General features: G+C 54.7%; 9 protein-coding genes. All 9 read left to right on the top strand.

Annotated features, from left to right (window positions below):
* The first annotated feature begins 64 nt into the window (after nucleotides 1–64).
* Nucleotides 65–1093, top strand: coding sequence for a PhoH family protein (locus QCD60_RS18245; RefSeq protein ID WP_279787674.1), 1029 nt, complete (start codon nucleotides 65–67; stop codon nucleotides 1091–1093).
* The gene (ybeY, locus tag QCD60_RS18240) at nucleotides 1090–1563 is read left to right on the top strand and encodes an rRNA maturation RNase YbeY (RefSeq protein ID WP_279787673.1); all 474 of its coding nucleotides are present in this window, start codon (nucleotides 1090–1092) and stop codon (nucleotides 1561–1563) included. The genes QCD60_RS18245 and ybeY overlap by 4 nt, the downstream gene beginning before the upstream one ends.
* 11 nt (nucleotides 1564–1574) lie before the next feature.
* Entirely contained in the window at nucleotides 1575–2420 is an 846-nt protein-coding gene (locus QCD60_RS18235; RefSeq protein ID WP_104156357.1) for a transporter associated domain-containing protein, read from the top strand.
* 107 nt (nucleotides 2421–2527) lie between these two features.
* Entirely contained in the window at nucleotides 2528–4069 is a 1542-nt protein-coding gene (gene lnt, locus QCD60_RS18230) for an apolipoprotein N-acyltransferase (RefSeq protein ID WP_279787672.1), read from the top strand.
* Nucleotides 4070–4291: 222 nt separating this feature from the next.
* Nucleotides 4292–6022 (top strand): transporter substrate-binding domain-containing protein, encoded by a 1731-nt coding sequence (locus QCD60_RS18225; RefSeq protein WP_279787671.1) that lies wholly within the window; start codon nucleotides 4292–4294, stop codon nucleotides 6020–6022.
* Nucleotides 6019–7446 carry a sigma-54 dependent transcriptional regulator gene (locus tag QCD60_RS18220; protein ID WP_279787670.1) on the top strand — a complete coding sequence of 476 codons (1428 nt, stop codon included), beginning with the start codon at nucleotides 6019–6021 and terminating at the stop codon, nucleotides 7444–7446. The genes QCD60_RS18225 and QCD60_RS18220 overlap by 4 nt, the downstream gene beginning before the upstream one ends.
* A gap of 334 nt (nucleotides 7447–7780) precedes the next feature.
* On the top strand, nucleotides 7781–9061 hold the full coding sequence (locus QCD60_RS18215) for a dicarboxylate/amino acid:cation symporter (protein ID WP_279787669.1): 1281 nt from the start codon (nucleotides 7781–7783) through the stop codon (nucleotides 9059–9061).
* Nucleotides 9062–9486: 425 nt separating this feature from the next.
* Nucleotides 9487–10899, top strand: a complete 1413-nt coding sequence (locus QCD60_RS18210) for a mannose-1-phosphate guanylyltransferase/mannose-6-phosphate isomerase (RefSeq protein ID WP_279787668.1) — start codon at nucleotides 9487–9489, stop codon at nucleotides 10897–10899.
* 387 nt (nucleotides 10900–11286) lie between these two features.
* Nucleotides 11287–12342 (top strand): GGDEF domain-containing protein, encoded by a 1056-nt coding sequence (locus tag QCD60_RS18205; protein WP_279787667.1) that lies wholly within the window; start codon nucleotides 11287–11289, stop codon nucleotides 12340–12342.
* The last annotated feature ends 2 nt before the right edge of the window (nucleotides 12343–12344 follow it).

The raw sequence follows: 12344 nt of genomic DNA, 5'->3' as shown, positions 1-12344 counted from the left end.
ATCTCACTGAACCGGCTGCAATCATGATTGCAGCCCCCTCAATCGCCATCGAGGACTACCCCTTTTGACTACTGAGCTACGCGCCACTATCGCCTTCGACCTCAGTCCTGAACATCCCGAATACCTGGCTAACTTCAGCGGCCAATTCGATGAGCACCTCAAGCTGATCGAAAAACGCCTGGGGATCTCCATCCACAATCGCGCCTATCACTTCGAGCTGAGCGGTGAACCTCGTGCTCTCCATGCTGCAGAAAAAATGATGCAGCAGATGTATCGCGAAGCGGCCAACGATATCGTCATCACCCCTGATATGGTTCATCTGTTCCTGCAGGAAAGCGGCATTGAAACAGCGAGTTACTCCGACAAGGATGCTGCTGACGACGAAGGTGAAGTCTTCATCCGCCTGCGCAAAATGCTGATCAAGCCCCGTGGTATCAATCAGCAGGAATACGTGCGCTGCATTCGCCGCAATGACATCAACTTTGGCATTGGCCCTGCGGGTACCGGCAAAACCTATCTGGCCGTAGCCTGTGCGGTTGATGCACTGGAACGAGAAGAAATCAGCCGTATCCTGCTGGTACGTCCTGCCGTCGAAGCAGGCGAAAAGCTCGGCTTCCTGCCCGGTGATCTGTCACAGAAAATCGACCCTTATCTGCGCCCGCTGTATGACGCGCTGTACGAAATGCTGGGTTTTGAGAAAGTAGCCAAGCTGATCGAGCGCAACGTCATTGAAGTGGCACCTCTGGCCTATATGCGTGGTCGTACCCTGAACCACTCATTCGTCATTCTGGACGAAAGTCAGAACACCACCCGTGAGCAGATGAAGATGTTCCTGACCCGTATTGGTTTTGGCTCCACCGCGGTCATCACCGGTGACATCACCCAGGTTGACCTGCCCAAGGGCACACCTTCAGGTCTGCGCCATGTACTGGATGTACTGGATGAGGTGGACGGTATTTCCATCACCCGCTTCGTCTCCAAAGACGTAGTGCGCCACCCGCTGGTACAACGCATCGTCGAAGCCTACGACAAGTGGGAAAAGAACAATGTCACCGAAAATAAATGGCCAGCCAGCGAGAGCAAACGGGTATGAACGCCATTCTCGATATCCAGCGCGAAACCACCAGCCTGCAGCTGCCTGCCGATGACGACCTCCAGCTCTGGGCAGACAATGTACTGGCCTCGCAGCCTGAGCCCCTTGAGCTGACCATTCGTATTGTTGATGACGAAGAGAGTCGTAATCTGAACTTCACCTATCGGGGGAAAGATAAGCCCACTAATGTCTTATCTTTCCCGTTTGAAGCACCGCCAGAAGTTGAGTTATCTTTACTCGGCGATTTGGTGATCTGTGCTCAGGTAGTGGCTGATGAAGCGGAGGAACAGCACAAGCCGCTGTTCCACCACTGGGCACATATGGTCACCCACGGGATTCTGCATCTGCTGGGATATGACCACATTGAAGATGACGATGCAGAAGAAATGGAAGGGCTGGAGCGCACCCTGCTGGCCAAGCTGGGCATTCCTGATCCCTATGCCGATGACCATGGCATTTTGGATAACTGACGAGAACCTCTATGCAAGAAGATCGATCGGAGAGTAGTAAGTCCTGGCTGGAACGTCTGGCGCAAGCCTTTTCAGATGACGGTCCCCAGGACAGAAAAGAACTCCTCGAAGTGTTACGCAACGCCTGCCGTGAACAGATTCTTGATCACGATGCGTTGCAGATTATTGAAGGCGCCATGCGCGTAGGCGACCTTCAGGTGCGGGAAATCATGATTCCCCGCTCGCAGATCTCTTTCGTCGAAATCGACGAGCATTGGCGCAGCTTCCTCCCGCGTATTATTGAGACGGCCCACTCCCGCTACCCGGTGATTGGCGAAAGCGTCAACGACATCAAAGGCATTCTGCTGGCGAAAGATTTGCTCAAATGTCTGCTGGAAGATGGCGGTCTGGATGGGCTGGACATGAACAGCATCCTGCGCCCGGTTACCGTTATTCCCGAAAGCAAGCGTCTGAATGTGCTGCTCAAAGAGTTTCAGGATAGCCATCACCACATGGTCATCATCGTTGACGAATACGGTGGTACGGCAGGTCTGGTGACCATTGAAGACGTACTGGAGCAGATCGTCGGTGACATCGAAGACGAACACGACGCCGATGACCCCGAAGAGGTCCATATCAAGTCGATGGGCAACTCGCAGTTTCTGGTGCGCGCCCTGACACCAATCGAAGACTTCAACGACTTTTTCAAGACCGAACTGGAAGACGATGAGTACGATACCATCGGTGGCATCATCACCCAGCTGTTTGGTCGTCTGCCACGCCGGGATGAAGCGGTGGAAATGGCAGGTTTCAACTTCAAGGTCTTGAGCGCAGATAATCGCCGTATCCGATTGCTACAGGTCACCCCTGTTCGCTGACAGACAGGCGCTTTATCATACGCTGCTCAACCAGAGGCCGGAATTCCGGCCTTTCGACTGTCTGACACATCCACTTTATTTCTTTTCAACCACAGAGTGCCCCGGCGATGTCGCTCCATCAGTCTCCATCAGAAACTCGCTCCGCCAGCCCTGATCTGTCCAGTTTCTGGGGCAGCCTACTGGCCCTGATTGCTGGCGCCGTCTATCCGCTGGCATTTGCGCCATTAAACTGGTGGCCAATCGCCCCTTTGGCTGTGGCCGCATTTTACCTGTGCATGCAGCACAGCCAGACAGCCAGACAGGCTATGTGGCGCGGCTGGTTATTCGGCTTTGGCCTGTTCGGCGTTGGCACCTCCTGGGTCTGGATCAGCATGCACCGCTACGGAGATACCTCCGTTGCCTTAGCCACCCTGCTGACGGCCCTGTTTTGTGCTGCACTGGCCCTGTTCTTTGTTATTCAGGCGGCGCTGCATCACCGTATCGCCAGGAACCCACTATGGGCCTATCTGGGCTTTCCTGCCGTCTGGGTGGTGGGTGAGCTGATACGCACTTATCTGCTGACCGGTTTCCCCTGGCTGCTGCTGGGTTACAGCGGCCTGGATACGCTCTGGCAGGGCTGGTCTCCGGTGCTTGGCGTCTATGGCATAAGCGCCCTCTTTGCACTGGCTGGTGTCGGTCTTGCCAAGCTGATTCAGCCTGAAGACAGCGATCGTCGCCTGCCAGCCATTCTGGTCATCGTTATTCCCGCTCTGCTTGGGCTGCTGCTGTTTACCCTGCAATGGACCCAACCCACCACTCAGGCGCCACTCAAGGTGATGCTGGTGCAGGGCAATATTGAGCAGAACGCCAAGTGGCACCCTGACTCGGCCATGCCGACCATCGAACGCTATGAAACCATGACCCAGAAAGCCTGGTCTGGTCCGGCACTGGTGGTGTGGCCAGAGACGGCGATCCCTGCCCTGCTGAATGATGCCTACAGCGTGATGACACCTTTCGCCGATGATCTCTATCAACGTCAGTCGGCCCTGATCTCCGGAGTCATGACCCGTGTCGAGAAAGAAGGCACGCGCAGCTATCACAACAGTCTGGTGGTACTGGGCGATGGCCTTGGGCTCTATCACAAGCGACATCTGGTGCCTTTCGGTGAATATGTGCCTCTTGAATCAGTATTACGTGGCCTGATCGCCTTCTTTGACCTGCCCATGTCACAATTTAGCAAAGGCGATCTGAACCAGCCGGAACTGACGGCCATGGGCCACAAGATCAGTGCCAGCATCTGCTATGAGGTGGCCTACCCAGATCTGATGCGCCGCAGTGTAGGCGATGCGGATATGTTACTGACGGTCAGCAATGACACCTGGTTTGGTGGTTCGTTTGCCCGTTACCAGCATTTGCAGATGGTACAGATGCGTGCGCTGGAGGTTGGCCGTCCCATGGTGCGAGCCACTAACGATGGGATGACGGCCGTTATCGATCATCAGGGACGCATTACTCAGCAGCTGGAGCCTTTCCGTGCTGGCGTGCTGACCGAAGAGGTACAGGGTTATGAAGGTCAGACCCCCTATATGCGTTGGGGTGACTGGCCACTGATCATACTGTCGGTACTGCTGACACTGGCAGGTATGCTGGTGCGCCGTCGGCAGGCGTAATAGGCGGTCACACTGAGTGACCCGCCAAGAAAATCATGGGACCGTTGTGGTCCCTTTTTATATCCCGTCGCAGCAGGCCTGCACTGGATAACAGCGGAGGACTCCGAAGTACTGTCGCTTCATCGCAGCAGCCGCAACCATTCCCACCACATCGCCACTCAGCAGTGTATAGTGTGACCACTCCCTGACTTTGCACCGACAGCCTGCATCGAGATTATTTGCGTGCCCGCTCCCCGTTCCGCTTCTTCCCCTGCTACCGTCATTCGCAGGTTGCGACCGACCCTGCTTTTCCTGCTATGTCTGTTGTCCTGGTTGCCTGCCAACAGTAATGCTGCCCGCAACGATACCCAGATCATCGTCATCGGCGGTGACTACGACTACCCACCCTATGAGTTCCTGAACGATCAGGGCGAACCTGATGGCTATAATGTCGAACTGGCTCACGCCATTGCCGATGTGATGGGCATTCGTGTCCGTATTGAGCTGGGGGAATGGGACAAAATGCGTGACGCCCTGCTGGATGGTCGCATTGATGCGCTGGAAGGAATCTCGATCTCGCCTCAGCGCGAGCAGCGTTTCAGCTTTGCCCCACCCCATGCCATCATTCATCAGTCCATCTTTGCCCGCAAAGGGGCACCCGATATCGACAGCATCGAAGAGCTACGCGGCAAGGAAGTCATAGTACAAAAAGGGGGGGTTATGGATGACTACCTCCATACCCACAACATCGGTGCGTTTATCATCCCGGTTGCCACCCATGCCGGCGCCCTGCGTATGCTGGCTTCAGGCAAAGGTGACTACGCGCTGGTAGCCAATGTCCCCGCGCTGTACCTCAGCAAGCAACTGGGCTTAAGCAACATCGTCCAGGTAGCACGCCCCTTTCAGGCTCAGCAGTACGGCTTTGCTGTGCGCAAGGGCAATGAGGAAATGCTGGCTGTCTTCAGTGAAGGACTGGCTATCCTGAAGAACACCGGAAGACAGCAGGAAATCTACAACCGCTGGCTGGGGCCTCTGGAGGCTCCCGGTATTGCCTGGAAACGCTGGGGCCAGGGGGCAGCCATCGTTTCATGCGTGCTGCTGCTGATTCTCGGCGGCACCGTCATCTGGAACCGCATGCTGCGCAGGCAAGTGGATAAGCGCAGTGCCGAACTGCGGCAACACCAGCAGCAACTGATTCAGGCGGATAAGCTCAAGTCACTGGGTGTACTGGTTTCGGGTGTAGCCCATGAAATCAACAACCCCAGTGCCCTGCTGTTACTCAATATCCCCATTCTGCGTGACGCCTGGCAGGATGCCGAAGAGCTACTGGAACAGCACTACGCTGAACACGGCGACTATCTGCTGGCAGGTTTGCCGTATTCACGCATGCGCGACGAAGTTCCGCTGCTGCTGAAAAACATGGCCGACAGCGCCGAGCGTATCAAACGCATCGTCGATGATCTCAAGGACTTTGCCCGTCTAGATCCTCAGCAGTTACAACCGGTGGATATTAATACCATGGTAGCGACTGCCATCCGGCTGGCCGATACGACTCTGCGCCGTTCTACTCAGGTATTTGAGGTTCAGTACGATCCTGATCTTCCCTCCATTCAGGGCAGTGAACAACGACTGGAGCAAGTAGTTATCAACCTGATTCTCAACGCCTGTCAGGCCCTGACTGATCGCCATCAGGCAGTCAGCGTCAGTACCCGACTCGCCAGCGATGGTCAGCAGGTACAGATCTGGATCAACGATCAGGGCCGCGGTATCGCCGCCGAGCATCTGCCGCAGCTGACTGATCCCTTTTTCACCACCAAACGAGAACAGGGTGGCACTGGCCTTGGCCTGTCGGTATCCAGCGGTATTGTTCAGGCCCATGGCGGCAGCCTGAGTTTTACTTCCACTCCGGGTCAGGGCACACAGGTGTGCCTGAGCCTGCCGATTCCCACTCACGCAACGGAGGCCGCCGCATGACTGCAACACCCCACCCAGGCTTCAGCATTTTGCTGGTTGATGACGAGCCGGCCTTTTTGCACAGTCTGAGCCTGACACTGGAACGCCAGGGCATCACCAACCTGTTGCGCTGTGACGACAGCCGTCAGGTCAGCACTCTGATGCAGCACCAGCACATCGGGCTGGTCATTCTCGACCTGACCATGCCACATCTGTCTGGGCGCGAGGTGCTGAGCTGGTTACGGGAAGAGTATCCGGAGGTCAATGTCATCATCCTCAGCGGCCTCAATCAGGTGGAAACCGCCGTGGATTGCCTGCGTATGGGTGCCTTTGACTATTTCGTCAAAACCGCCGAGCAGGACCGTCTGCTGGAAGGCATCAAGCGCGCCATCCAGATGCAGGAACTACGGCAGGAAAATCAGGCCCTGCGGCAAGTGGTCTTGCACGACACCCTGCAGCAACCTGAGTGCTTTGAGTCCATTATCACTACCCATCCCAGTATGTGGGCGGTGTTTCAATATCTGGAATCGGTCGCACGCAGTCGTCAGCCCATTCTGATCAGTGGCGAAAGCGGTGTCGGCAAGGAGCTGATCGCACGTGCCGCCCATGCCGTCAGCCAGCGTCGTGGGCCACTGGTAACGGTCAATGTGGCAGGTCTGGATGACAACGTGTTTGCTGACACACTCTTTGGTCATCAGCGTGGTGCCTTTACCGGGGCAGACAAGGCCCGTCCCGGACTGGTGGAACAGGCGGCAGAAGGCACGTTGTTTCTTGACGAAATTGGTGATCTCAGCCCCGCCTCACAGGTCAAGCTGCTGCGCCTGCTGCAGGAAGGAGAATACTATCCGCTCGGTAGCGACCGTGCCAAACAGTGCCGGGCGCGGGTGATCGTCGCCACCCATCAGGATCTGTCCGCCCGTCAGTCTGAAGGACGTTTCCGTAAGGATCTGTACTATCGACTGCGCACCCATCAGGTTCATATTCCGCCGCTGCGGGAGCGGCGCGAAGACATCCCGCTGTTACTGGAACACTTCCTCACTCTGGCGGCCGATGACCTGGGCCGCAATGCACCAGCGCTGCCGCAGACGCTGGCGACCCTGCTGCAGGGCTACAGTTTCCCGGGAAATATCCGTGAACTGCGCGCCATGGTCTATGACGCCATCAGTCAGAATCGCAATGCGACGCTGGAGCTGGATACCTTCCTGCAGGCCATGGGCGTCGAACCTTCACCGCTGATCGCCCCCGTCACACTACGCAAGACCGCGGTGTATTTCGACCCGGATCAGCCATTGCCATCACTACAGGGAATTACTGACCTGCTGGTAGAGGAGGCAATGCAACGGGCCAACCGCAACCAGTCTCTCGCCGCAAGGCTGATTGGCGTCTCCCAGCCCGCCCTCAGTAAACGGCTGAAAAAGCAGCGGGACGGTGACGGTGACGCCTGAACTCCCCCACTTTCACAACCTATAACCAGCGTTATAGCTATAACGCTGGTTATAACCCCGCACATTCCCGTGATAACAGGGGTTATGACCCGCCGCCACTACCTACCTGAACACGCCCCCCTTTATTGGCTATAACCAAAGTTATATTTCCAGCTTAAAGAAATAAAAATAAATTCAATAAATTCAATAAGTTATATAAATACAACCTTGGCATTGGCCTTGCTCTAAGAGATCACCTGCTGTTCGCCAGTGGCTGCGGTTCGTCCGCACTGACAAACCCATCGGCGGACCGTCAAGATGCCCATCTGATAACAATTAAGAGAGATGAGACCTCATGAGTGATGTGATGCACGCCTCTGCCCTGGTGGACAAACCCTCCATGGCGCTCTGGAAAAAAATCGTCATCGGCATGGTGGCCGGTATGATCCTCGGTGTATTCCTGGGCCCTCAGGCTGAATACCTCAAACCCATTGGCACCCTGTTCATTTCAGCTATCAAGATGCTGATTGTGCCGCTGGTGTTCTGCTCTCTGGTGGTTGGCGTCACCTCCATGAAAGACAGCCGCAAAATGGGCCGTGTCAGCCTCAAGGCTTTCACCATTTATCTGCTGACCACCGCCGTCGCTGTTGCGATAGGTCTGGTACTGGGTGCAGTATTTGAGCCCGGAAGCGGTATCCATATGACCGCCAGTGCCGCCGCACAGGAAGCCAAAGCTGCACCAAAACTGGTGGATATCGTGCTTGGTCTGATTCCCACCAATCCGGTGGAATCACTGTCTTCAGGCAATATTTTGCAGATCATCGTATTTGCCATTGGTCTGGGTTTCTCTCTCAACCTGATCGGCGAACACGGTGAACCCGTCGTCAAGGTATTCAATGGTTTCGCTGAAGCCATGTATAAGCTCACCGAGCTGGTGATGAAGTTTGCTCCCTACGGCGTATTCGCCCTGATGGCCTGGGTAGCTGGAAAATACGGCATCGACGTACTGCTGCCTCTGATCAAGGTGATCGCCGTGGTCTATGTTGGCTGTCTGCTGCAGATGCTGCTGGTATACACCGGTGCCATCACCTTTATTGCCCGCCTGAATCCACTGCCTTTCCTGAAAGGCATTCTGGATGCCCAGACCATCGCCTTCACCAGCACCAGTAGCTCAGGCACCCTACCAGTCAGCATGCGTGCCGCCGAGGAGAAGCTGGGTGTGTCCAAGGGAATTGCCGGTTTTGTATTGCCCATGGGCGCCACCATCAACATGGACGGCACAGCAATCTATCAGGGCGTAACAGCACTATTTATTGCTCAGGCCTATGGTATCGACCTGTCCATGAGTGACTACATCACCATCATTCTGACCGCCACGCTGGCTTCCATCGGCACCGCCGGTGTGCCAGGTGCAGGCCTGATCATGCTGTCACTGGTGCTGTCTACTGTAGGTCTGCCACTGGAAGGTCTGGCTATCGTTGCCGGTATCGATCGTATTCTGGATATGGCACGTACGCTGGTAAACGTCACTGGCGACCTGATGGTGTCAGTGCTGGTCGGCAAGAGTGAAAAAGAGCTGGACGAAACCGTCTACTACGGTCAGTCAGAAAACCAGGCTCAACGCACCAGCCGCTAGTCTCCTGTGCACAAGGCAGTGACCTTAAACCACTGCCACAGTTTTTCGGCCCCGATTCGCCCATCCCTCTCCGATGGCGTGGATCGGGGCCGAATCTATTTCTACAAATAGCTTGCTCAAACTACGGATGTGATCGTTACGCTTTGCACTCTGTTTCTGGGCAACATGCAAAGAGTTTGTCTCCGAACCCACCGAGCCGCTAAGCTGCTGGCTCCAGAGTGGCTATTAAAGCCAGCCACGCGAGAATGGATCTTGTACAAGTCATGACAGGCAGATTTACTTGGTCACTGATGCTACTAGCCAAATACGTCATAATTTTTCGCTGATCACTCAAGTACGTTCCAGCTTGTGGACTAAAGCAGTTGTGAACAACACATTGTGATCTGAAGACCTTGATATCAGCCATCACCTATAGAGATTTTTCTATGATTATTCCCGTCGTTATGGCTGGGGGCTCCGGAACTCGCTTATGGCCACTTTCGCGAGCACTCCATCCCAAGCAATTTCTAGCTCTTCATGAGCAGGAAACGATGCTTCAGGCAACCATAAAGCGCTCAGAGCCTCTTTCCAGCTGCTCGCCTATTGTCATTTGCAATGAAAACCACCGTTTCATCGTCGCGGAGCAACTGAGACAGCTAGGTAAGCAGGGCGTAATTCTGCTGGAACCAGCAGGACGAAATACCGCACCAGCTATTGCCATTGCCGCTATACATGCAGTCAAAAACCAGAAAGATACCGATCCATTGCTTCTGGTTCTGGCAGCCGACCACGTTATTCAGGATGAAAAAGCCTATACCGAAGCAATACTGTCAGCGCTGCCGTTAGCCAATAACGATCAGCTGGTCACCTTTGGTATCGTGCCCACCGAGCCACATACTGGCTACGGATATATCAAGGGCGGACAAGCCACCGAGCTGAATACTGGCTATAAGGTTGATCGCTTTGTCGAGAAACCCGACGCAGAAACTGCTCAAGCGTACCTTGCCTCTGGTGAGTATTACTGGAATAGCGGTATGTTTCTGTTCAAGGCCAGTATCTATCTGGCAGAGCTCCAGCGTCACCGCCCGGATATTTATCAGGCCTGTATCAATGCCTGTTCAGCGACGACTACGGATCTGGACTTTATTCGCTTGGACAATGAGGCTTTTATGGCTTGTCCGGATGACTCCGTCGACTACGCCGTAATGGAAAGGACAGACAAAGCCGTTGTAGTCCCGATGAATGCTGGATGGAGTGATGTCGGCTCCTGGTCTGCACTGTGGGATATAGGTAACAAGGATCCTCAAGGCAATGTCGTACGTGGTGATGTACTAACTGAAGCCTGTCACAACAGCTTTCTCTTCAGTGAAGATAAACTGATTGCCGCCATCGGCATTGAAGACATTGTAGTGGTGGATACCCCTGATGCCGTCATGGTTGCCCACAAGTCCCAGGTTCAGGACGTGAAGAAAGTCGTCGCAAAGCTGCAGAAGCAGCAGCGTTCCGAAGGCACCATTCATCGAAAGGTATACCGCCCCTGGGGAAGCTACGACTCCATTGATACGGGTGCACGGTTTCAGGTTAAACGGATCGTGGTCAAACCTTCCGCCAAACTGTCTGTGCAGATGCATCACCATCGTGCAGAACATTGGATTGTCGTCTCTGGCACTGCCAAAGTGACAATAAACAGCCACGAGACGTTACTCACAGAAAACCAATCCATATACATCCCCCTCGGGGCTGTGCATGCACTGGAGAACCCCGGCAAGATTCCGCTGGAGCTAATCGAAGTTCAGTCAGGCAGCTACCTTGGCGAAGACGATATTGTTCGTTTTGAAGATAAATATGGCAGGGCATAACGGCCATCATCCCTCTATGGGCACAGTCAATGTGCCCATATTCCTTCTCGCTCCATAACCGAGAGCAGTCGACAGCGGTTTTACCCGGCTATGAGCAGCAACTTGCCGGGGAGTCCACCCCACTGCTCCGCGATATCAGCTTTGCGCCAATAATGGCCACAATTGCTCTGGGTATTCACTCCACAGTGGATTTCAACTTACAAATCCCAGCCAATGCAGCTACATTCCTTACTATTCTTGCGTTGTCCTGGGTGGCGTTGTACACCCGGGCGGGAGATAGTCGGTTGGCAACCCGCACTGCCGAAGAACAGTCTCGCTGACGGCCTGGGAGCCTGTATTCGCTCACCACTGCCACAGCAGAGATGCAGTGAATCAAGAGTAGAGAACGTGCCCCCTCATTTGTCCAAGATTACTCTGAGTAATGACGCCGCTGAGATTGATCACCTGCGTCGTGCCTACACCCTGATGTTTGTCAGCTACATCGCGGCAGCCATTATTTTTGTCTACGGCGTCCGTCATATCTATGACCAGCAGATGCTGCTGGCAGGCATCCTGATTTGCAGTGCGCTGGCCTTCCTGCTCAACATCGTCGTGTTTCACCTTAGCCGCCGCATAGACCGTGCCTGTCTGGTACAGAGCGTGCTGGTGTCAGTCTTCGTACTGGTACTGGTATATCAGGGCGGCTTTCGCAATACCGCGCTGTACTGGGTCTATCCGTTCCCGATCATTCAGTTTGCATTACTGGGTGCGCGCCGCGGCGCCTTACTCAATCTCGGCCTGACGCTGGTACTCGCACTGTTTCTCAAATTTCCGGAATGGACTATCGCCAAATATCGACCGGAAGAGACCAGTCGCTTTATCTCCTCCATGCTGACCGTGATCTGTGTCGGCTGGATCAGCGAATACTTCCGCGCCCGCAGCCATCACAAGATGACCGCGTTACAACGCGATCAGCAAACGCTGGCCTATACCGATTCGCTTACTGGCTTGCTGAATCGCCGCTATATCGATGTCGACCTGCCTGCACAACTGCAGGACAATCCGGATAATTACTTCCCGATGACGGTAGTGATGCTGGATATCGACCACTTCAAAGAGGTCAATGACAGCTTTGGCCATGATGCTGGCGACGGTGTGCTCCGTACGGTCAGTCAGCTGTTACGGACCGGTACACGGTCGGAAGATATGGTTGCCCGTTATGGAGGCGAAGAGTTTATTTTCTTTATGCCTCATACCCAGCTTAATGACGGGCTCAAGCGTGCCGAGTTTCTGCGTCAGCAGCTGGCTCAGCAAGCCTTCGCCCTTGGCTCTGTAGCACGCCACATCACAGCCAGTTTCGGCGTGGCAACCTGCCACTCCCCATCCAATCTCAAGTCCACCATTCAGATGGCAGACAAGAATCTCTACGAAGCCAAGCGAGCCGGGCGCAACTGTGTTCGATGAGT

The organism is Pokkaliibacter sp. MBI-7 (genome assembly GCF_029846635.1).
GTDB lineage: Bacteria > Pseudomonadota > Gammaproteobacteria > Pseudomonadales > Balneatricaceae > Pokkaliibacter.
The sequence above is the reverse complement of the archived record's forward strand: the minus strand, read 5'-3'. Positions and strand labels throughout refer to the sequence as shown.

Coding starts and splice junctions, on each gene's coding strand:
- QCD60_RS18235 (WP_104156357.1), top strand. CDS start 1,575: ATGCAAGAAGATCGATCGGAGAGTAGTAAGTCCTGGCTGGAACGTCTG.
- QCD60_RS18220 (WP_279787670.1), top strand. CDS start 6,019: ATGACTGCAACACCCCACCCAGGCTTCAGCATTTTGCTGGTTGATGAC.
- lnt (WP_279787672.1), top strand. CDS start 2,528: ATGTCGCTCCATCAGTCTCCATCAGAAACTCGCTCCGCCAGCCCTGAT.
- ybeY (WP_279787673.1), top strand. CDS start 1,090: ATGAACGCCATTCTCGATATCCAGCGCGAAACCACCAGCCTGCAGCTG.
- QCD60_RS18210 (WP_279787668.1), top strand. CDS start 9,487: ATGATTATTCCCGTCGTTATGGCTGGGGGCTCCGGAACTCGCTTATGG.
- QCD60_RS18215 (WP_279787669.1), top strand. CDS start 7,781: ATGAGTGATGTGATGCACGCCTCTGCCCTGGTGGACAAACCCTCCATG.